Raw genomic sequence first — 19,325 nt, forward strand, 5'->3', positions numbered from 1 at the left:
CGAAGGAAGGGGTTCACACATCGTTTGCTTCGCTCAAAATACAAAGCGCTTCATCGCTTTGCCATCCCCCTCCCGGCCACCCATCGAGAGGGACGGTCGTGCGGCGCTACTTTTTCTTTTCCTCCGGATGGGAGAGGCGGAGTTTGGGGTCGATTTCGTTGGGGCCGTTGGTGGGGTTGGGGGCGTTGGGGTCGTAGTGAGGTTCGGGGCGGTCGACGCCGTCGCCGCGCTGAAGGCCGCGCAGGTGGCGGTCGAATTCGCCGGGCTGGACGGCATCGGGGACGATCTGCGTGCCCTTCTTCTCGTCCTCGGTGATCTTCTCAAGACGGTCGGCTTCGGAAGCGACATGCGGCGTCAGGAAAATCAAGAGTTCGGTCTTGCGCTTTTCGTTTTCCTGGCGCTGGAAGAGGAGGCCCACAAGCGGGATGTCGCCGAGGAGCGGGACTTTCTTGATGGTGGCGGTCTTCTGGTCCTGCATGAGGCCGCCGATGACGATGGTCTTGCCGGTCTGAATGGCGACGCGGGTCGAGGCGGAGCGCTTTTCGATGACTGGGGCGTTGACGGTTTCGGAGATGGGGACGGACTCGCCGCTGATCGAGGAAATCTCCGGCGCGACGTCCATCGTGACGAGTTTGTCGGGGCTGATGTGGGGGGTGACGTTGAGGATGATGCCGACGTCGTCGTACTGGATGGTGTTGATGGTGTCGCCGTTATCGGTGATCCGGGTGTTTCGGATGAAGGGGACTTCGGAGCCGACGGTGATGGTGGCGAGCTGATTGTCGGAGGCGAGGATGTAGGGACGGGAGAGGACTTCGAGCTTGCCGACTTCCTCGAGGGCGCGGAGCGTTGCGGACATGTCGCCGGCGACGAGTTTATAGACGAGACCGCCGCTGGCCATGCCCGCCGCTTCGACGCCGAAGTCGGTGAACAGGGTCGAGTTGTTGGGGGCGTTGACGACGGAGAATTCGGCCCCGAGGTCGACGGAGTCGGAGTGGGTCACTTCGGCGATGAGCACCTTGATGAGGACCTGCGGGACGGGGCGATCGAGTTCCTTGATGATGGTGCGGACACGCTCGAAGTTGCCGGGAGCGGTCATGACCAGCAGCGAATTGGTGTCGGGGTCAGCGACGATCTGCACATTGCCGACGAGTTCGCCGAGGGCTTCCATGGAAGCGGGCGAGAGGTTGGCGGCCTGAAGGAGGGCGTTGCGTGCTTCGCTGGGCCCGCCGGGGGTCGAGCCGCCTGTGTTCGGCCCGCCGATGGGGGTTTCGGGGAATCGGGAGGTATTGTTGCCGCGCTGGCGGTTAGTGTTGGTTCCGGTGGCGCTGGTGCTGCTATTGCGGGCCGAGCCGGTCGCGCCGAAGAGCGTATTGAGGACGGTTTCGAGGTTCTTGCTCTGGGCGTGTTCGATGGCGTAGACGAAGACGCCCTGCGTGGCGACGGGGTTGGCGTCGAGTTCCTTGATGACATCTTCGACGACCTTCAGGGTCGAGGGGGGACCGGCGACGACGACGGTGTTGGTGCGGTCGTCGGCGGAGGCGGTCAGGGGAGCATCGACGCGGCCGGGGGATTCGGAGTCGTTGTTGTCCTCACCGCCGCGTCCGCCGCGCATCATGTTGCGGAAGAATTCGGCGCGGGGGTCGCGCTGATTGCGGCTGCTGCTGCGGCTGCGGGCGTTTTCGCCGAAGGTGTCGTTGATGAGACGGGCGGTGTCGGTGGCGCGGGCGTACTGGAGCGGGAAGACCTTGACTTCCGAGACGCTCGTCAGAGCGGAGTCCATCGCCGAGATGACCTGCACGAGGCGGCGGATATTGGCGGAGGTGTCGGTGATGATGATCGTGTTGGAGCCGGCGTTGGCGGTCACGGCGGCGGTTTCGGAAAGGATCGGGCGCAGGTCCTTGAGAAGCTGCGTCGACTCGGCGCTGGAAACGGGGACGACCTGCGTGATGATTTCATCGGTGGCGGGGATTTTTTCGGGATTGGCGCCGACGCGGACGGGGACGCTGGACTTGGTGGCGGAGGAGACGGACATGATCTTGAGCGTGCGGTCCATGCGGACAGCGGCATAGCCCTTTTCGCGCAGGACGGTGTTGAAGACCTGGACGGCTTCGTCGATGGTCATCGGCTGCTTGCTGATGATGGTGATTCGGCCGGAGACTTCGGTGGGCTTGACCACGATGAGCCCGGCGACGGCGGAGAGGTAATCGAGCACGGCATCAATCGACGCGTCACGGAAGTTGAGCATGATCTTGTCGGACGGCGCGGCCAGAAGTGCCGGGTCGGGCTTCTTGCCGATCTGCACGCCGGGCTCCGCGGCCGGAGCGTCGGCGGCGGGTGCGTCGGGTTTGGGCGCCGCTTCGGTCGCGGGCGCATCGGCCTTGGGCGCGTCGGGTTTCGGCGCGGACTCAGCGGCGGGCGCATCGGCAGGCGCTGCGGCCGGCGCGGGTACAGGTGTCTGCGTCTCCGCGTCATCGGCCCATGCGAAGCCCGCGATCAGCATGACGAGCATGGCGTTAAGCACCCATCGCAACACGTTCAGTCGGCTCATTTGTTGAGCTCCTGCTCACGGCGGCGTCGGAGCCGCTCAAGAATGGAAAGATTCGCATCATCACCGGCGCCCCCGGCAGCGCCGGCGGCGGGAGACGTGCCGGCATCAGCAGCGCCGGCGGGTTTGGACGCATCACCGGCGGTCGCGCCGGGCTTGCCGGCGTCGGTGGAAGCGGTCGAAGCCATGGCGCGTCCGCTGGACGAGCTGGTCGAGCTGGACGCAAGCGGCGCGGGCGGCTGCTCGCCGGAGAGCAGATAGCCGACGGGGATGTCGAGCTTGTTGTCACCGTCGGCGCGGACGATGCCGTCGATGGTGATGTCGCGGACGGTCAGGCCGTCGACGGTTTCGCCGACTTTGACACGGGCGACCTGGTGATCGCGCTGGTTTTCGATGAAGGCGTAGGCGCGTTCGCCGACGACGCTGATACCGACGAGGACGTGATGCGAGCCGGGCTTGGCGGGAGGCGGCGGCGGCGGCGGCGCGGCGTCGTCGACCTTGACTTCGGGTTTCGGGGCCGGGTCATGCTCGGTGCGGATCGGCGGGCGCTTCTTGGCGAACATGCTGCGCTCGACGACGACCGAGTAGCGCGTCCAGGCCGGCTTGTCCGACGGCGGCGTGATGGCCGTCGACTTGACGCCCGGCGTCGCGCTCGGCCCGGTCGCGGCGGCGAGCAGGGTCAGCATGACCATGACCAACGTGTTCATGACGCACCCCCTGTCGCCGGCCGCGTCGCCGCAGCGGCGGCGTTCTGCACCGGAACACGATAGAGCGTCGAGACGCGCAGCTCGATGGTCAGATCGTCCTTGCCTTCCGAGGCCCCGATGCGCATGCGCCGCACGCGCACCGCCATGCTCGCGTTGTCAAGCTGATACAGGAAGTGCGCGATCGCATCCATCGACCCGACGCCTACGGCCGACACGACCACTTCGCGCAGTTCCTCCTTGCCCGCCGGCCGTTCGGGCTGGAGCGTCGTCACGTTCAGCCGCGCATTTTTGGCGGCGTCGCGCAGTGCGTAGAGCAACTGACTTTCCGCCGCGGCGGGGTCGGTCGGCAGATGCGCCGCGACGAGATCACGCCAGCGCGGGGACAGTTCGCGGCGGGTGCGAATCATGCGATTGTTGGATTCCAGTTCGTCGACGACATGCGAAGTCTGCTGCGACAGTTCGTCGCGCCACTGCTGTAGCGGCGAGAGCACGAAGCGGTCGAGGCCCAGCAGGAGCACGGCCGTGGCGGCGACGATGGCGATGATCCTCTCACGACGGGACATCATGGCTGCGCCTCTCCTTCATCGCGGACGGCCACCGGCTCGGGCGCCGGTTTCGTCGCCGGCTCGGCCGTCTTGTCGGCGGGCTTCGTCGGCGGCTCGGTCTTGTCGGCGATCGGCCAGGTCGCCCCGGCGAGCTTCATCGACAGTGAGAAGCTGATTTCCTTTTTCGTGCGGCCCGCTTCACGCATGTAAAGCAGTTTCACCTGCGACACGCCCGGCGCCTTGGCCAGTCGATCGCGCAGGTCCAGCACTGTGCGATCTTCCTCCGATCGGCCGCTCAGCAGCCCGGTGTTGTCCTCGCGCACCGAAAGCTCGGTGAGCCAGATCGCGCCGCGGTCCGGGAACGCCATCGTCAGATCGCGCAGCATCTCCATCGCACGGGGCCGATCCGCGAACCATCCCTCGGCCCGGCGCACCTTGCCGATCAGGTCGCGCGCGGCGGCGGCATCGTCCTTCGTCGCGGCAAGCTGCTGCTTCAGATCGTTAAGTTCCGATTGCTGTGCGTAAGCGCTCCATGCGAAAATCAGCACGGCCAGCAGCACGACCGCCGCCGCTCCGATCGCGCCGCGCCATCGCACCAGCACGCTCGCCTTGCCCGCCTCGGCGAGGCGCGAGTGCAGGAAGTCGACCGCCATATCCGCGCCGGCTTCGTGCATCGCCGCCGCGATCGCCGGGGCGTACATCTGCCGATCCGTCTCGCCGACATCGCCGTTGACGCGCGTCATGGAAAGCGGTTCGATCCCGCCTTCGCACACGCCGGCGAGGGCCGCCCGCACCGTGGCGAAATGATTGTTCCATGAGCTGACGCCGACGGACGTCGTGCGCAACGTCTGCGCCAGCGCCGGCTCCGTCGCCAGACGGCGCTTGAGCGCGCCGGCCAGTTCATCGAGATTGTCGGTGCGGCTCAGATGATGCACCCCGGCGAGTCGGCCGTCGCGCATCACGGCGATTTCCGCGGCGGTGTCGTCCATGCGCAGCACGCACGCCGCATCGACCGGGTCCGTCAGGGCGGGCATCGCGGCGGCCGTGCTGACGACGGCGTCGACGCTCAAGCCCGCGGCCGCGGCGAGGTCCTTTGCGAACTTCACATGCTTGCGCAGCGCCGCCACGAGCAGCACGGGCTCCGCCGACCCGGCGGCCGGTGGGACGTAGTCGATGACCAGTTCGTCGGCGTCGACGGTGAACGCGCGGTCGGCGGTGAGGCGGAGCATCTGACGCACAGCGTCGGCGTCCGCCGGAGGAACGGGGCGCGAGCGCGCGGCGAGCCACTTGGCGGGCAGGCCGACGACGGCGTGCCGCGAGCGGACGTTGCACTCCTTGAGCCGCTGACGCAGCGCCTTGCCCAGCGCCGCCGCGTCGTCAGCAAGCTCGGGCGTCAGGTCGATGGCGTCGACGGCGATGACCTTCGCGCGCCCGTTGAGGCGCACCTCCGCCAGCAGCAATCGCTGCTCCGAAAGCGCCAGACCCAGTCGTGTGCGTGAACCCAGTCGCATTAAAAACTCCCTCGATCCGTACTCTGCGCCAGATCGCTGACTTTCCCGCCGGCCCGAAGCTGATCGAGCAGCGAACGATCGAGCGGCCAACCCAGATGCGTGAGCCGCTGCCAGAGCAGAATCGTCGGCGGGCTCGTCGTCGGGTCGAACACCATGCGGTACCGCTCAAACGCCCGACCGCCCGGGCTCACCGCCACAATGTCCACGCTGCGCTGCACGCTGGTGACCGTGATCAAGCTGCCGATGTCGATGGCTTTTTCATGATCGATCGCCTCGGCGACCCATGCGATGCTCGACAGGTCGCCGGTCGGCGCGGCGAAGGCGGTTTCCTCGGAGGTGTCGCCGGCGGCGGCGGTGTTGGTCGTGTCCTGCTGGCCGGAGCGATAGGCGATCAGCGCCTGCGCTTCGCCCTCTTCGATGCCCGGCAGGGCCATGAGCACTTCGAGCGGCGCCTTGTTGACGTTGATAAGCCCGACCTTGCGACGGGCGCGCTGCTCGGTCGTCAGGCCGCTCGCCACTTGACCGAACTCCTCGAGCGTCATCTGCGATTTGATGTAGACGTCGACCATGTTCTTGAGCGGGCGATTGTTCATGATGTTGTCGGCGATCACCGAAGCGCGGTCCGACGCCATCGACTGCGAGAGCCGCTGCACGAGGGCCTGTCGCGTCTGGTTGCCCTGGCTATTGACGTTCAGTCCGCCGCGCGCGGCCGGCTCGGTGCTGTAGACCGTGATGAACGGATAGATGCCGCGGTCGAGCTTGCCGTCGCCGTCGTCCGGCGGGGACGACTCGTCACCGTCATTTTCGTTGGCGTCGAGTACGCCGTTGCGATTGGCGTCCTCGCCGTAGAGTTCCAGTGGCGTGAACCCGCGCACCATCAATAGTTCGTCGATCGTGTCGAACGGCGCATTCTTGGCAAGATACGGATCGTCGAGCGAGCGGTAGTAATCGCTCTCTGCCCCGTCGTCCGTCGTGTCCTCGTCGCGGTCGCGCCAATCGACGATCGCGGCGGCAAGCTCGGGCGTCATGTTCGGCAGCTTTTCGAGCATGTCGACCGTCGCCGTGTTGATGTTCACCTTCGCCGCCTCGTCGGTCATGCCGTAGGCGTACTGCTTGTCGTCCTCGGGATCGACACGGAGGAACCACACCGCCCCCCCGCCGATTTCGACGGCGTCGGTCGGCAGATTGTCGCCCCATCGGATGATCGCCGCGGCGGCGCCGTTTGCGATCGCGCGGGCCTGCGCCTGCGCCTCGGCCTGCGAAGCGGCCAGCGCCTCGACGCGCATCGTGTGACTCATCGACAGCACCAGACTCGCCAGCACGATGACGATGAGCAGCGTCACGATCAGCGCCGCCCCGCGATCACGATGTCCGATCGTGTGCGTCATTGTGTGCTGCTCCCCGTGTCGCTGGTCAGTACGGTGGCCATGTGCGGCTGGAACGTCAGCGCGATGGGCTTGCCGCCGTCGAGCGTGACTTCGACTTCGACCGCCTGCGGAAGCTGATTGTTCTGCGCGCCCGAGTCCCACGCATCGAGCCACTCCGTCCCGTCGTAATAGTGCATCTGGACATCGCTGACGCCCCTCAGCAAGACCTGCTCGCCGGTCATGTCCACCGTCTCGGCGGTCAGGTTGTAGCGCGTGCGGCGGACGAAGTTGTACGTCGCCGCTTCGCCTTCGGTCATCGCATACTCGACTTCGACGACGTCGGCGCGGATCGGCCGGGCGGTCGCGCCGCTCGAATTGAGCGCGACGTTCATCTGACCGCGCATGTTGATGTCGAGCCCGGTGTAGTTGACTTCGCTCAGCGCGTTGTTGGTCGTGAAGCGCATCGTCGGGCCGGTGTCGCCGACGTTGACGGCCTGCGTGCCAAGAAAGGAGCCGGTGAGCACGCCCGTCGGTCGCACGGCCGCTTCGATGTCGCCGCGCATGATCTTCGCCACGACCGTCATCGGCCGCGACCGCTCCAGCGCCTTGACCGCCGTGCGCCGCGCCGCCATGCCCGTGCTCAGCGTCGAGCCCAGCGCCAGCGCGACCGCCGCGAGAATCAGCGTCGCCACCAGCACTTCGATGAGCGTAAATGCCCGCTGGTTCATGGCGCGTTCTCCTCGTCGACGAGCGTCGTGAGCGTCACGTTCCGCTCATACCCCCGGCTCATCCACATGACCTTGACGCTGATCTGGCGAAGCTGGTCCCACGGGGCGTCCGTGCTCGTCACCGACCACGTCAGCGAGCGCGTTTCGTCGACGCTCAGCGATTCGCCGAGCGCCGACGTCGAAAAGTCGCCGCTCAGATCGCCGCCGCGCCACAAGCCGGTCGTCACCATTTCCGCGAGTTTCCCTTCCGCGAGGACGGTGGCCTGCTGGCGCATCGCCGCCGACTCGCCCAGCGCCAGCGCCGCCGACACGCCGCGCATCGCCACGGGCAAAACGATCGCCACGAGCACGACCGTCGCCAGCGCTTCGATGAGCGTGAATCCGCGTCGGTTCATGGCGTTTGCTCCGTCGCGGATGCGTCGGTGACGGTGCGGATCGCGTATTCGTCGGAGGCGGTCTTGCAGAAGACTTCCATCATCTGTCCGCCCGGGCCGGTGAGTCGGATCGTTGTCGGCTCGACCGTGCCGTCGGGGTTGATGTTGAAGTGCGAGCGCGTGGCGGCTTCGGAGCTCATGAATTTGGCGTCGATGTTTTCGGGCAGCGGGATCGACCGCGCGGCGTTGTCGGCGATGGCGACATAGGCCGAGCCCTCCTGCGCGGTCAGGCCGAACGTGCGGCGGACCGGATCGACCTCGAAGCGATAGGTGCGGCCCTCGCTGGCGGACATGAGCCGGGCGTATTTGATCGTCGCGAGCATGTGTGCGGCGGTGTCGTCGATGATCCGCGCCTGCCCGAAGTTGGACAGCGACGGGGCGGCCATCGCCAATACGACCGCCATGAGCACCATCACGAGGATGAGCTCAAGGAGCGTGAATGCGTACTTTCGCGGGCGCGGGGTCATGCGGTTACTTGGTGTCCTTGTCCCAGTTGACGATGTCGTCTTCAGAACCCGCCTGTCCGTCGGGGCCGTTGCTCGAGAGGTCGAAGCTGCGTGTGTTGACGCGGCCGGGGAACTGGTAGACGTATTCGTTGCCCCAGGGGTCCTTCGGCACGCCGCGCTTGATGTAGGGGCCGTGCCAGTTGTCCTCGGTCATGCCCGCGGGGACTTCGACAAGGGCGAGCAGGCCTTCTTCGGACGAGGGGAATCGTCCGGCGTCGACCTCGAAGGCGTCGAGTGCGGTTTCGAGCGAGGCGATGTCGGTCTTGGCGGCGGTGACGCGGGCGCGCTCCGACGTGCCGGTGAAGCGCGTGGCGACGACGGCGGCGAGCACGGCGAGAATGACGAGCACCAGCATCAGCTCGATGAGCGAGAAGCCGGGGCGGATGTGTGCATGTTGACGACGAGTCATGAAACCTCCAGTCATTTGATCAGGTCCTGCATGGTGAGCACGGGCAGGAGCATGCCGACGACGATCGTGCCCACCAGCGACGCCATCACGAGCAAAAGCAGCGGCTCCAGCAGCGACACGAGCATGCGGAGCCGTCGGTCGAGTTCCTGTTCGTTCATCTCAGCGACGCGCTGCAGTTCGGCGTCGAGTCGGCCGGTCTCCTCGGCGACGGCAATCACCTCGGCGACCGACGCGGGGAAAAGCGACTGACATTGACCAAGACTGCGCGCCAGCGATTCGCCCTGTTGGACCTGCTCGATGGCGTAACCGACGGCGTCGTAGAGGACCTGGTTGCCGAGGGCGTCGCGGGCGGTTCGGAGCGCGGCGACGAGGGGGACGCCGGCGCCGATGAGCGTGCCGAGCAGTCGGCAGAATCGCACGAGGGCGAAGCGCGAGATGACCGCGCCGAGCGCGGGGGTTTTAAGCAGGATGAGCTGAAGCCGGCGGCGTCCGGTCTCGGTCTGCACCGCGCGACGGAAGAGGATCGCGACGAAGATCACGCCGATGAGCACGAACAGGCCGTCCTGCCGGGCGATGGCGCTGATGTAGAGCAGGGCGCGGGTCAGCAGGGGCAGCGCCGCGCCGAAGTCGCTGAAGATTTTCATGAACAGCGGGATGAAGAACGTCAGCAGGAACACGACGACGCCGATCATCAGGACCGAGAGAATGATCGGGTAGATCATGGCGGCCTTGACGCGATCCATCAGGTCGCGCTCACGGCTGCGCAGTTCGGCGATCTGTGCGAGGACGATGTGCAGGAACCCGCCCTGCTCGCCGGCGCGGACCATGGCGATCTGAATTGTGGTGAACGTGCCGGCCTGCATGGCCATCGCGTCGGCCAAGGCCGCGCCGCCGCTGACTTCCTCGCGGATCTGGTCCCATTGTTTGCGCGCCGCCGGCGACGCCGCTTCCTTGGCGAGGATGTGCAGCGCCCGCGTCAATGACACGCCCGCCGCCAGAAGATTCGACAGTTCACGCGTGAATCCTTCGACATCGCGCGGGGCGACTTTATTGCGGGCGAACGAGAAGCCCGCCCCCCCGCCGTCGCCGCGCTCTTCGAGTTTCACCGGATGCAGACCGAGCCCAAGCACCTGCTCCATCGCGGCGGCGTGACCAGCGGCGACGATCGACCCGGTCGTCGATTTGCCGGCGGTATCAAGCGCGGTGTAGGCGAAGATCGGCATCACGCTTCCTCCTGCACGACGGGGCCGCGCATGTCGGCGGCGGCTTCGTCCTTCGTAACGCGGAGGACTTCCTCAAGCGTGGTGCGGCCTTCGAGGATCAACCGCCAGCCGTCTTCACGCAGGCCGCGCATGCCTTCGCGCATCGCCGCCTTGCGTATCTGATTGGAACTGGCGCGTTCGAGCAGCAGACGCTGGATCGTATCGGTGACGGGCATCATCTCGAAGATGCCCGCCCGGCCGCGGTAGCCGGTGCCCTGACACTCGCGGCAACCTTCGCCGACATAGAGCTTGTCGGGCAGGTCGATGTTCAGTTCGCCGCGCAGGCGCGTCACATCGTCGACGGGCATGGCGCGTTTGCACGATGAGCAGATCAGCCGCACGAGCCGCTGCGCGATGACCAGTTCGAGCGACGAGGCAACGAGGAACGGCTCGATGCCCATGTCGACCAGTCGGGTCAGTGCGCCGGGGGCGTCATTGGTATGCAACGTCGAAAAAACCAGGTGACCCGTGAGCGAGGCCTGCACGGCGATCGAGGCGGTTTCCCGGTCGCGGATTTCACCGACGAGCACGACATCGGGGTCGTGACGCAGAATCGCTCGCAAACCGGTGGCGAACGTCAGGCCGGTTTTTTCGGAGACCTGGATCTGATTGACGCCGCGGAGCTGGTATTCGATGGGGTCTTCGATAGTGACGATTTTCAGGTCGGTCGTGTTGATCTGCGACAGGCCGGCGTAGAGCGAAGTGGTTTTGCCGGAGCCGGTCGGGCCGGTGACGAGGCAGATGCCGTGCGGGAGATTGAGCACGCGCGAGAAGAGTCGATGATCGCGCTCGCTCATGCCCAGGTGTTCGATACCCAAAAGCGTCGCCCCGCGGTCGAGGATGCGCAGCACGACCGCTTCGCCGTGCAGCATCGGAATAACGGACACGCGCACGTCGATTTCGCGCCCGGCGATCTTGAGGCGGATGCGCCCGTCCTGCGGCAGGCGCTTTTCGGCGATGTCCAAGTGGCTGAGAATCTTCAGGCGTGACACGATCGCCGCACGGAAGCGAGCGACGCCCGGCGGGATGTTCGCTTCGACGAGCACGCCGTCGATGCGGTAGCGGACGCGCAGCTCGTTTTCGAATGGTTCGAAGTGCACGTCGGTCGCCCGGGCGGTGACCGCTTCGCCGAGCACCTGATTGACGAAGCGGACGATCGACGCGTCCTCGGCGGCGCTTTCCAGATCGAGGTCGTCGCCGGGCATGGCGTCGATGACTTCGATGCCTTGATTGGCGCGGTCGGATTCCATCGACTGGATGGTGTCCGCGCCGACGCCGATGAGCTGCTTGAGGAGTCGGTCGATGTCCTGCGCGGGGGCGAGAGCGAGGGCGATGTCCTTGCCGCTGACCATGCGCAGCTCGTCGAGCCCCGCGGCGTCGAAGGGGCGCGAGGTCGCAACGGAAAGATGCCCGTTGACTTCGCGCCATGGCAGAAGTCGATGCTGCACGAGGAGCCGGGCGGGATACTTTTCGACGAGCGCCTTGTCGGGCGGTTGCCGATCCAGATCGGCGAGCGGAAGGTCGAATTCGTCGGCGAGGAACTTGAGGCGTGTGGGTTCATCGGCGCTGCACAGTTCGGCCAGCGCATCATCAAGCACGCGGCCGTCTTTCCAGACGGCCTGCGCGCGGGTGGCGGCGGGCTCGTCAAGGAGCCCGCGCGCCACCATCTTCGAGAGCAGTGCATCCAATGCCACGGTGATAAAACTCCGTTAGGCGAATGGCGCGGTCGATCAGTCCAGAATGCCCATGGTCACGAGCGTGGCTTCCTGGCGAAGCGAGAGCACGCCGCGCAGATCCTCGCGGGCCTTCTTGGCGTCTTCCTCCTGCTTGGCCTTGGCCTCGCGCAGCTTCTGCATGGCGGCCTTGATGGCTTCGGGAGCGGCGTTCTCGTCCTTGAGCAGGTCGGCCAGCTCGCGGGAGCGCAGCGCCATCTCGGTCGATTCGCCGGGCTGGGCCTGCGAGGGCTGACGATCGGCATTGTCGCCGCCGGGACCGCCGGGGCCGCGGCCGCCGAACATGCCGCGCATGCCGCCCATGGCGCTGCGCACGCGGGTCTCCATGACCTTCTGAAGGCGGGGCTCGATGACGGCCCACTCGTCGTCGGTGGCGTTGAGGCGTTCTTTCATGGCGGCGCTCATGCGCTCGCGCATCTGCTGCATGAACTTCTCGCGGTCTTCGGGGCTGAATTCACGGCGACGATCGCCGCGATTACCGCGATCGCCTTCGGCGCTCTGGCCTGCGGCGGGCTTGGGCGCGGGCTGTTCGTCGGCCGCGATGACCGACAGCGCGGCGATGCCGATGAAGAGACTGATGCCGAGGACGGGGAGAACTTGACGGAGCCGGTTCATGTTCGATCCTTTGCCCAGATGGGGCGAGTATGGGGTGGTGCGGAGCGGATCAGGAATTCGGGGTCGTGGACGGGGACGGAGACGGCGTCGGCGCGGAGGGCGGCGGGTTACGGTGATCATCCTCTTCGTGACCGTGGCGACCGGGTCCGCCGCGGTTTTCAAACATCTTGCGTCGCTCAGCCATCAGCGCGTCGTACTTGACCTGCTGATCCGGCGTGAGCAATTCGCGCGTCTGCGCCTGCGCGGATTCAAATGCCTCGCGGCGCGCCTTGGAAATCTCGGCGGTCTGTTCGTCGTAGGCCTTGTAGATCGCGTCGTACTGGGTCTGCTGCTCGGGCGTGAGCAGGGCGCGGACAGCGTCGTTGCGCTGCTTGGAGGCGGCGCGGCGGCGGTCGTCGAGTGAATGAAACGAGTCGCGCATCGTCGTTTCCCAGATGTCGTGCATCTTCTGCTGCTGCTCGTCGGAGAGACCCAGCGACTCGACGAAAGAATGGCGATCGGGGAATTGCGGCGCGCGGCGCTGGGCGACGAGGCCCATCGCGGTGCCGGCGGCGAACGTCACGAGGTAGCAGATGATGACCGCCCAGCGCTTTTTCATGGCTCCCCCTCCTCGCTCAGCTCGCTGACCATCCACTGCGTCATGCGCGCTTCGGGATTGCCTGCCCCCGCATCGGTTTCGGCGGCGGCGTCGGAGCCGGCGGGAATCAGGGCGTAGCTTTCGACGGCGGCGGCGGGCGTGACGGCGCTGCCCTGCGACTGACTCACCAGTGCGACCGAGCAGAGCACAAGAATCGACGCGGCGATGCCGACGGCCCAGCGATTGATGCGGGCGATGACCACATCACCGAGACGGTCGATGCGGTCGTACACCATTTCCAACGCCTGCGGCGACATCGAAAGCCGGGGCAACCCTTCGATCGCCATGCCGATCTCCATCAGCGACGCCGCGTACGCCGACGCCGCCGGATCGGAGGCGATGAGCTGTCGCGCCCGTTCGCGCTGGGCGTCAGTCAGTTCGCCGTCGACGTAGGCGCCGATGAGCCGGGCTGTGGTTTCATCGATGATCATGGTTCAAACCTCCCGTGAGGCGTAGTCGCTTAACAGTGTGCGCATCGCCTGCCGCGCCCGGTGCAGGCGGGACTCGACGGTGCCGCGGGGCACCTCGAGCACGACCGCGATCTGCTCGTAGCTCATGCCCTCCATTTCCCGCAGGACGAGCACTTCGCGGTGCTCGGCGTTCAGATGCATCATCGCATCCGCCACATCGAGTCGAACATCGATCCCATCGCGCGGATCGGCGGCAGCCGACCCCGGAAACTCGGCCGCCGCCGATTCGCCTCGGCGGCGGTGACGCTCGCGCAGACGCTGCTGCGCCAGGCGAATCAGAATCGCCCACAACCATGTGCGGAACGACGAGCGAAACTGAAACTGTCGGATGCTTGAGACCATGGCCAGCAGCGTCTCCTGCGTGACTTCCTGAGCGTCGGCTTCGGAGCCGAGCAGATATGCGGCCGTGCTCAAAAGGGCATCGGCGTAGCGAACGACCAGCTCGTGCAGCGCCGCGGGGTCACGCCCCTGCGCCCGCCGCACCGCCGCCTCGTCCGCCGCCCGGTGCCCGTCGGCATCAGTCGCACGTCCCTGCGTCACCCGATATTGGTCGAAACTGCTCGTGGGTTTCTTCCATCATTTCCAAAAATATTTTCGAGCCCGCCATCGGCGCGCACCGATCGCCCGCCGCCCCATGCTTTTACATCACGTTCGCCGGATCGCCATTTCTGCACATCCCTGCCCTGCCCGCTGCTTGCGGCGCTCATGGGGCGGCCTCTGACGCCTGACCGCTGACACCTGACCCCTTCTTCAAATAGACATCGAACCGCAATCCCTTACCCTCGAACGTCAGATCGGGTGCACGCCCCCCCAGCACCGGTGCTCGACGTGCCCGTTTGACCACGACCCGCCGCGTCGCCGCCCGCATCGCCGGCTCAAAAAGCTCGTCCGCATCGGCATCGTCCCCGACGACCTCTCGAAGCAGCTTCATCGCCTTCTTCTGAGCCGCCTTGCGCTCCGCGGCGAACATCGGGTCCAGGTACACCGCCTCGATATCCGTCCGCCCCGCAAGCACCGCCGCCGTCTCGCCCTCGACCAGTTCGATCCGATCGGCGATGTCCGGCTCGGCCGCGCGAGCCCGTGACCATGACGCCAGCAGCGCCGCAAATACAACCGGCGACCGCTCCACCGCCGTGACCTGACACCCCGCCGCCGCGATCAGCCATGTGTCCAGTCCGTACCCCGCCGTCCCGTCGAGCACGCGCGGCCGCTGACCCCGCTTGATCCCCAGCGCGGCAAACAACGGTGCCTTGAGCGAACGCCCCGGACCGCTCCGCACATCAACCGCAAGCCAGTCCGCCGGCTCGATCCCCCCGCCCTGACTTTCACGCATCCGGTTCACGACATGAGCGTATCACATCCCGCCCCCGAGGCGGGGGGACTTCAGTCCCCCCGCCTCACTTTGGTCCAAACCGACATTGCGATTATGATGGGCGAGCATGGGGATGATGCGTCTTACATTCCTCGGCCTGCTCGCGCTGTTGTGCGGCTGTGCCGATCAGCCGGTCAGCGAAGGCGGGTTCAACGCCCGTGATCCGCAATCGAAGCTCTACGCCATTCACCGGGCCGGCGAAACCAGGGATGCGTCGGCGATCCCGCACCTCATCGAACAGCTCGGCAGCGACGATCAGCTTGTGCGCATGTACGCCATCACCGCGCTGGACAAGATCACGGGCAAAACGCTCGGTTATGTGTATTATGAATCGCCGGACAAGCGGGCCGCGGCGATCGAGCAATGGATCAAGGCGTACAAAGGCGGGCAGTTGACGACGGCGGCGGCGCAACCATGAGCGACACGAAGTGGGACATCGAGCTTCGCATCCTCAGCCAGCCGTGCTATCTGTGCGTCGCGCGTGCGGCCGTCTCCGCCCTGCTCGAACGCCTCGGCTATGACGAGGCGGACACCGGTAAGGTGATCCTCGCCATCGACGAAGCCCTCGCCAATGTGATCCGGCATGGCTACGACAATCGCCCCGATGGACCCATCTGGCTGCGCTTCAACCCGACCGTCTCCAACGGCGACCGCGCGGGATTCATCATGGTCATTGAAGACGAAGCCAAACAAGTCGATCCCGCCGCCATCAAGAGCCGCGACCTGGAGGACATTCGCCCCGGCGGGCTCGGCGTGCACATCATTCATCAGGTCATGGACGAAGTCGAATACGCCCCCCGCCGCGAGGGCGGCATGCGACTGACGATGACCAAACATCCTTCCCCCCTCAACCACCCCCCCACGCAGGGAAACACATCCTCATGAGCACATCCGAAATCATCACCAAAAAAGAACCCCTGCCGGACGGCGTCTGCGTCGCTCTGTCGGGTGAAATCGACCTGAGCCGCTCCCCCGAGCTGCGCACCGGACTCATTGAGATCGTCGGCGCCAAGCCCGCCCGGCTCGTCGTCGACATGACCGCCGTCCCGTACATGGACAGCTCCGGCGTCGCCACCCTCGTCGAAACCCTCCAGCGCCAGCGCAAAAACCAGGGCAAAATGATCCTCTGCGGATTGCAACCCAAAGTCCGCTCCATCTTCGAAATCGCCCGACTCGACATGGTCTTCACCATCGTCGACACCGTCGAAAACGCCAAGACAAAGTAAGGCGAGCGGTCACCCCCCGCTCCCCAACCCCTAACCCCCGATCCCCTTCCTCCTCATGTCCACCTCCGCCCAAACACGACCCAACCGCATCGCCGCCGCCGTCGGCTACATGGGCGCGACGGTGATCGACACCCTCGCCTACATCGGCGGCATCACGTACCTGGCCCTCGATCTGATCGTCTGGGTCGCGCGGGCGCTTCTGACACGCAAAATCCGATTCGGCCGCGAAGCCCTGTACATTCAGCTAGTCCGCGTCGGCGTCCGATCCATCGGCATCATCGTCCTCGTGAGCATGTGCATCGGTCTGATTCTCGTTTTGCAGATGGCCCCCCCGCTCAAGGATTTCGGGCAGGTCGACAAGGTGGCCAACGTCAACGCCGTCGCGATCATCCGTGAACTGGGCCCGCTGATTTCCGCCATCGTGCTCACCGGTTTCGCCGGCGCGTCGATGGCGGCGGAATTGGGCACGATGGTCGTCGGCGAAGAAATCGAGGCGCTCGAATCGATGGCGCTCAATCCCGTGCGCTTCCTCGTCGTGCCGCGCGTGCTGGCGACGATCGTCGGCCTCACCGTCCTGGCCGTCTTCGCCGACCTCGTCGCCATCGGCGCCGGGGCATTCGTCGGCATCGTCCTGCTCGACATCCCCGCCGGCGTCTTTCAGGCCAACACGCTCGAACAGGCCAAGCTCATCGACTTCATCACCGGCCTGCTCAAGGCCGGCGTCTTCGGCATGCTCATCGGACTCATCGCCTGTTACAACGGGCTTCAGGTCACCGGCGGCGCCGCCGGCGTCGGCCGCGCGACCACCATCACCGTCGTGCACGCCATCGTCTCGATCATCATCGCCGACCTGCTCTTCACCGCGCTGTTCTACGCACTGGGCTGGACCTGATCCTTTCGCCCGCTGCGAATCTTCACCGGCTCGACGAGCGCCTTGAGCTGCACCATCGCCCGCATGCTCAGCACCGCCGCGATCAGCAGTCCGACCATCACCCCCGCCTGCCACCACAGTCCGTCACTGAGCAGCCACGCCGCGTCATAAACCATCAGCCACAGCAGCCCACGCCGCATCAGCGTCCGCCCCGCCGCCGCCGGCGTGTCGCTTTGCCGACCGAGGCGCAGCGCCATCAGTACGAACACGCCCGCCGCCGCAGTCGGCCCGACCCACATCCAAGGCCGCCCCGGCGCGCCCAGCGTGTGATGCCCGTTCATCCATGCGATCATCGCCACCGTCACGAACGCCCAACCGCCGACCGTGATCCAGACCTGCGGCCCGACGAGCATTGGCCGCTTGCCCTCGAGCCGATGCGCCGCCGCGCTGATCCCGATCACATGCGTCATCGTCAGCCACACCGGCCAGACATAGGCGAGGCCCGGATTGGCGATGAACATGTGCACGCCGCGGATGAGCCCCAGCGTCACGATCCCCACGCCGCCCAGATGCTTGCCCAGCCCGTTGTAGAAGAGCGCCAGCGCCGCGCAGATCAGGCAGAGCATCGTGCTCATGGGCCCCAACGGAACCGACCCGGCGATCGCCAGCAGGAGCGCACCGACGGAGATCGCGATGCCGCCGCGCTGGCTGAACTGGCCCGAAGGAATCGGCCGCTGCGGCGCGAACACCCGGTCCCGCCGCGCGTCCATCACATCGTTCAGCGCCATCCCGAAGACGTACATCCCCGTCGCCACCGCTCCCGTGCACAAAAGCAGCGCCCACAGCGGCAGCGACCGGATCGCCTCGGCGCCGATGACCGGATCCAGATGCGCCCGGCTGATGAAGACGACGAGCCAGATGTTGGAAATCGCCGTAAAAACCAAGGCGATCCGCATCAATTGCAGGGCGGCGGTCAGTCTTTTGAGGCGTGGGCCCATTGGCCTATCGTAGCACGGCCCCGCGGCTCAATGTTGATCCGGCGACGGTCGATGAATAAACTGGACCTTTTCGCACCCGCTCAACGCTAAAAGGACCGCCATGCGTCTTACGGACATCATCAAGCTTGACTGCATCGCCGTGCCGCTGTCGGCCACCGACAAGCAGGGCGCGATCTTCGAGCTCGTCGAACTGCTCGCCAAACAGGGCCGCATCGCCGACCCCGAGGCCCTCAAGAAAGCCGTCTGGGAGCGCGAAGTGACCCGCACGACCGGCATCGGTCACGGCCTGGCTATCCCACACGGCAAGGCCGAGTGCTGCGATCGGCTGGTCATGGCCATCGGCAAGACCGCTGAGCCCATCGAGTTCAACGCCATCGATCATCGGCCCGTCCGCCTGATCTTCCTGCTGGCCAGCCCCCCCGCCCAGACCGGCGCGCACATTCAGGCCTTGGCCGCTATCAGCCGGCTCATGACCAAGGACGAATTCCGCGCCGCCATGCTCACCGCCCCCGACGCCGCCCGCATCCACGAACTCATCACGCAGGCCGAAGCCGTCGAAACCCGCTAGAGCGGTTTCAGTAAATGTATCGCCACGCATCCTAACGAGCCGCGCGCGTCAGCAAGCGGTCGAGCCCGCATCCAATCAGGTTCCTTGACCGCTCCCTCACGGTCGCGGCTCGTTGGGAACGCGATTTGATTTGTGAAACCGCTCTAAAAAAAATCACCGGGCAACTGCCGCGATCTCGCAGCGATTGCCCGGTGGCTCAGGTTTCAGCTTGTCGATGCTCTATCAATCGAACAGATCGGCCGCGTCCTTGAACAGCGGCAGTTTTTTGTCCTTATCCGAAAGAAGCGCCGCGTCCGCGCTGATGGGCCAGTCGATGCCCAGCGCCGGATCGTTCCATCGCAGCCCGCGATCGCACTCGGGGGCGTAGAGGTCCGTGACCTTGTAAAGCACTTCCGTATCGGGCTCGAGCGTGACGAACCCGTGGGCGAACCCGCGCGGGATGAGGATCTGCGTCCAGTTCGCGGCGCTGATCACCGCGCTGACGTGCTTGCCGAAGTTCGGACTCGAGCGGCGGATATCGACCGCCACGTCGAGAATCGCCCCCTTCGTGCAGCGGACAAGCTTGTCCTGCGCGTGCGGGGGAATCTGAAAATGAAGCCCGCGCACGACGCCTTTTGACGCCGAGAGCGAATGATTGTCCTGCACGAAGTCCAGATCGATGCCCGCCTCGCGCAGCGTCTTACGGTTCCATGTTTCGGAGAAAAACCCGCGTGAATCGCCGAATTTACGCGGCGTCAGCAACTTCACCTCCGGCAAGGCCAGCGATTCGATATTCACAGCAAACCCCTCCCGCGGGCGCGCCCCTCGTTCAACAGCGTCTT

At 65.8% G+C, this 19,325-nt stretch carries 24 protein-coding genes; 6 read left to right on the forward strand and 18 right to left on the reverse strand.

Features of this window, described 5'->3' with window-relative positions; genetic code table 11:
- Positions 1-106: 106 nt before the first annotated feature.
- Positions 107-2,302: a type II secretion system protein GspD gene (gene gspD / locus GC162_01215; protein MBI1367252.1), complete on the reverse strand. Its 2,196-nt coding sequence runs from the start codon at positions 2,300-2,302 to the stop codon at positions 107-109.
- On the opposite strand from gspD, the gene GC162_01220 reads away from it, so the two are divergent.
- A complete protein-coding gene (locus tag GC162_01220; GenBank protein MBI1367253.1) occupies positions 2,289-2,555 on the forward strand; it encodes a hypothetical protein in 267 nt (88 codons plus the stop codon). The two genes, gspD and GC162_01220, sit on opposite strands and share 14 nt — an antisense overlap.
- Here GC162_01220 and GC162_01225 read toward each other — a convergent pair.
- From GC162_01225 to GC162_01295, 15 genes are all read right to left on the reverse strand, one after another.
- Positions 2,545-3,252, reverse strand: a complete 708-nt coding sequence (locus tag GC162_01225; protein ID MBI1367254.1) for a hypothetical protein — start codon at positions 3,250-3,252, stop codon at positions 2,545-2,547. The two genes, GC162_01220 and GC162_01225, sit on opposite strands and share 11 nt — an antisense overlap.
- Positions 3,249-3,818: a hypothetical protein gene (locus tag GC162_01230; protein ID MBI1367255.1), complete on the reverse strand. Its 570-nt coding sequence runs from the start codon at positions 3,816-3,818 to the stop codon at positions 3,249-3,251. The genes GC162_01225 and GC162_01230 overlap by 4 nt, the downstream gene beginning before the upstream one ends.
- Positions 3,815-5,308 (reverse strand): hypothetical protein, encoded by a 1,494-nt coding sequence (locus tag GC162_01235; protein ID MBI1367256.1) that lies wholly within the window; start codon positions 5,306-5,308, stop codon positions 3,815-3,817. Before GC162_01235 ends, GC162_01230 begins: the two co-directional genes overlap by 4 nt.
- On the reverse strand, positions 5,308-6,696 hold the full coding sequence (locus GC162_01240; GenBank protein ID MBI1367257.1) for a hypothetical protein: 1,389 nt from the start codon (positions 6,694-6,696) through the stop codon (positions 5,308-5,310). The genes GC162_01235 and GC162_01240 overlap by 1 nt, the downstream gene beginning before the upstream one ends.
- Complete coding sequence (locus GC162_01245; protein MBI1367258.1) at positions 6,693-7,403, reverse strand: prepilin-type N-terminal cleavage/methylation domain-containing protein; 711 nt, start codon at positions 7,401-7,403, stop codon at positions 6,693-6,695. Before GC162_01245 ends, GC162_01240 begins: the two co-directional genes overlap by 4 nt.
- Positions 7,400-7,798 carry a prepilin-type N-terminal cleavage/methylation domain-containing protein gene (locus GC162_01250; protein MBI1367259.1) on the reverse strand — a complete coding sequence of 133 codons (399 nt, stop codon included), beginning with the start codon at positions 7,796-7,798 and terminating at the stop codon, positions 7,400-7,402. Before GC162_01250 ends, GC162_01245 begins: the two co-directional genes overlap by 4 nt.
- On the reverse strand, positions 7,795-8,304 hold the full coding sequence (gspH, locus tag GC162_01255; protein ID MBI1367260.1) for a type II secretion system protein GspH: 510 nt from the start codon (positions 8,302-8,304) through the stop codon (positions 7,795-7,797). Before gspH ends, GC162_01250 begins: the two co-directional genes overlap by 4 nt.
- Before the next feature lie 4 nt (positions 8,305-8,308).
- Positions 8,309-8,752: a type II secretion system protein GspG gene (gene gspG / locus GC162_01260; protein ID MBI1367261.1), complete on the reverse strand. Its 444-nt coding sequence runs from the start codon at positions 8,750-8,752 to the stop codon at positions 8,309-8,311.
- 11 nt (positions 8,753-8,763) lie between these two features.
- Entirely contained in the window at positions 8,764-9,975 is a 1,212-nt protein-coding gene (locus tag GC162_01265) for a hypothetical protein (protein ID MBI1367262.1), read from the reverse strand.
- The gene (locus GC162_01270; protein MBI1367263.1) at positions 9,975-11,708 is read right to left on the reverse strand and encodes a type II/IV secretion system protein; all 1,734 of its coding nucleotides are present in this window, start codon (positions 11,706-11,708) and stop codon (positions 9,975-9,977) included. The genes GC162_01265 and GC162_01270 overlap by 1 nt, the downstream gene beginning before the upstream one ends.
- Before the next feature lie 36 nt (positions 11,709-11,744).
- Positions 11,745-12,362: a hypothetical protein gene (locus tag GC162_01275; protein ID MBI1367264.1), complete on the reverse strand. Its 618-nt coding sequence runs from the start codon at positions 12,360-12,362 to the stop codon at positions 11,745-11,747.
- 49 nt (positions 12,363-12,411) lie between these two features.
- Positions 12,412-12,960: a hypothetical protein gene (locus tag GC162_01280; GenBank protein ID MBI1367265.1), complete on the reverse strand. Its 549-nt coding sequence runs from the start codon at positions 12,958-12,960 to the stop codon at positions 12,412-12,414.
- Positions 12,957-13,430 (reverse strand): hypothetical protein, encoded by a 474-nt coding sequence (locus tag GC162_01285; GenBank protein ID MBI1367266.1) that lies wholly within the window; start codon positions 13,428-13,430, stop codon positions 12,957-12,959. The genes GC162_01280 and GC162_01285 overlap by 4 nt, the downstream gene beginning before the upstream one ends.
- A gap of 3 nt (positions 13,431-13,433) precedes the next feature.
- Positions 13,434-14,009: a sigma-70 family RNA polymerase sigma factor gene (locus GC162_01290; protein ID MBI1367267.1), complete on the reverse strand. Its 576-nt coding sequence runs from the start codon at positions 14,007-14,009 to the stop codon at positions 13,434-13,436.
- Between the two features lie 163 nt (positions 14,010-14,172).
- A complete protein-coding gene (locus tag GC162_01295; GenBank protein ID MBI1367268.1) occupies positions 14,173-14,811 on the reverse strand; it encodes a 16S rRNA methyltransferase in 639 nt (212 codons plus the stop codon).
- Between the two features lie 97 nt (positions 14,812-14,908).
- On the opposite strand from GC162_01295, the gene GC162_01300 reads away from it, so the two are divergent.
- Genes GC162_01300 through GC162_01315 form a run of 4 tightly spaced genes read left to right on the forward strand, consistent with a single transcriptional unit; the run spans position 14,909 to position 16,959 of the window.
- A complete protein-coding gene (locus GC162_01300) occupies positions 14,909-15,259 on the forward strand; it encodes a hypothetical protein (GenBank protein ID MBI1367269.1) in 351 nt (116 codons plus the stop codon).
- Positions 15,205-15,726: an ATP-binding protein gene (locus tag GC162_01305; protein MBI1367270.1), complete on the forward strand. Its 522-nt coding sequence runs from the start codon at positions 15,205-15,207 to the stop codon at positions 15,724-15,726. The genes GC162_01300 and GC162_01305 overlap by 55 nt, the downstream gene beginning before the upstream one ends.
- Positions 15,723-16,067 carry an anti-sigma factor antagonist gene (locus tag GC162_01310; protein ID MBI1367271.1) on the forward strand — a complete coding sequence of 115 codons (345 nt, stop codon included), beginning with the start codon at positions 15,723-15,725 and terminating at the stop codon, positions 16,065-16,067. Before GC162_01305 ends, GC162_01310 begins: the two co-directional genes overlap by 4 nt.
- A 55-nt stretch (positions 16,068-16,122) precedes the next feature.
- Complete coding sequence (locus tag GC162_01315; protein ID MBI1367272.1) at positions 16,123-16,959, forward strand: ABC transporter permease; 837 nt, start codon at positions 16,123-16,125, stop codon at positions 16,957-16,959.
- Here the strand turns inward: GC162_01315 and GC162_01320 are convergent.
- Positions 16,938-17,936: a hypothetical protein gene (locus GC162_01320; protein ID MBI1367273.1), complete on the reverse strand. Its 999-nt coding sequence runs from the start codon at positions 17,934-17,936 to the stop codon at positions 16,938-16,940. The two genes, GC162_01315 and GC162_01320, sit on opposite strands and share 22 nt — an antisense overlap.
- 100 nt (positions 17,937-18,036) lie before the next feature.
- Between GC162_01320 and GC162_01325 the strand changes: the two genes are divergently transcribed.
- Complete coding sequence (locus GC162_01325) at positions 18,037-18,504, forward strand: PTS sugar transporter subunit IIA (protein ID MBI1367274.1); 468 nt, start codon at positions 18,037-18,039, stop codon at positions 18,502-18,504.
- A 222-nt stretch (positions 18,505-18,726) separates the two neighbouring features.
- Here GC162_01325 and rfbC read toward each other — a convergent pair whose 3' ends face one another.
- Positions 18,727-19,281 (reverse strand): dTDP-4-dehydrorhamnose 3,5-epimerase, encoded by a 555-nt coding sequence (rfbC, locus tag GC162_01330; GenBank protein MBI1367275.1) that lies wholly within the window; start codon positions 19,279-19,281, stop codon positions 18,727-18,729.
- Between the last annotated feature and the right edge of the window lie 44 nt (positions 19,282-19,325).

Source organism: Planctomycetota bacterium (assembly GCA_016125255.1).
Lineage (GTDB): Bacteria > Planctomycetota > Phycisphaerae > Phycisphaerales > Zrk34 > RI-421.

Coding starts and splice junctions, on each gene's coding strand:
- GC162_01225 (MBI1367254.1), bottom strand. CDS start 3,252: ATGAACACGTTGGTCATGGTCATGCTGACCCTGCTCGCCGCCGCGACC.
- GC162_01230 (MBI1367255.1), bottom strand. CDS start 3,818: ATGATGTCCCGTCGTGAGAGGATCATCGCCATCGTCGCCGCCACGGCC.
- GC162_01235 (MBI1367256.1), bottom strand. CDS start 5,308: ATGCGACTGGGTTCACGCACACGACTGGGTCTGGCGCTTTCGGAGCAG.
- GC162_01240 (MBI1367257.1), bottom strand. CDS start 6,696: ATGACGCACACGATCGGACATCGTGATCGCGGGGCGGCGCTGATCGTG.
- GC162_01245 (MBI1367258.1), bottom strand. CDS start 7,403: ATGAACCAGCGGGCATTTACGCTCATCGAAGTGCTGGTGGCGACGCTG.
- GC162_01250 (MBI1367259.1), bottom strand. CDS start 7,798: ATGAACCGACGCGGATTCACGCTCATCGAAGCGCTGGCGACGGTCGTG.
- gspH (MBI1367260.1), bottom strand. CDS start 8,304: ATGACCCCGCGCCCGCGAAAGTACGCATTCACGCTCCTTGAGCTCATC.
- gspG (MBI1367261.1), bottom strand. CDS start 8,752: ATGACTCGTCGTCAACATGCACACATCCGCCCCGGCTTCTCGCTCATC.
- GC162_01265 (MBI1367262.1), bottom strand. CDS start 9,975: ATGCCGATCTTCGCCTACACCGCGCTTGATACCGCCGGCAAATCGACG.
- GC162_01275 (MBI1367264.1), bottom strand. CDS start 12,362: ATGAACCGGCTCCGTCAAGTTCTCCCCGTCCTCGGCATCAGTCTCTTC.
- GC162_01280 (MBI1367265.1), bottom strand. CDS start 12,960: ATGAAAAAGCGCTGGGCGGTCATCATCTGCTACCTCGTGACGTTCGCC.
- GC162_01285 (MBI1367266.1), bottom strand. CDS start 13,430: ATGATCATCGATGAAACCACAGCCCGGCTCATCGGCGCCTACGTCGAC.
- GC162_01300 (MBI1367269.1), top strand. CDS start 14,909: ATGGGGATGATGCGTCTTACATTCCTCGGCCTGCTCGCGCTGTTGTGC.
- GC162_01305 (MBI1367270.1), top strand. CDS start 15,205: ATGGATCAAGGCGTACAAAGGCGGGCAGTTGACGACGGCGGCGGCGCA.
- GC162_01310 (MBI1367271.1), top strand. CDS start 15,723: ATGAGCACATCCGAAATCATCACCAAAAAAGAACCCCTGCCGGACGGC.
- GC162_01315 (MBI1367272.1), top strand. CDS start 16,123: ATGTCCACCTCCGCCCAAACACGACCCAACCGCATCGCCGCCGCCGTC.
- GC162_01320 (MBI1367273.1), bottom strand. CDS start 17,936: ATGGGCCCACGCCTCAAAAGACTGACCGCCGCCCTGCAATTGATGCGG.
- GC162_01325 (MBI1367274.1), top strand. CDS start 18,037: ATGCGTCTTACGGACATCATCAAGCTTGACTGCATCGCCGTGCCGCTG.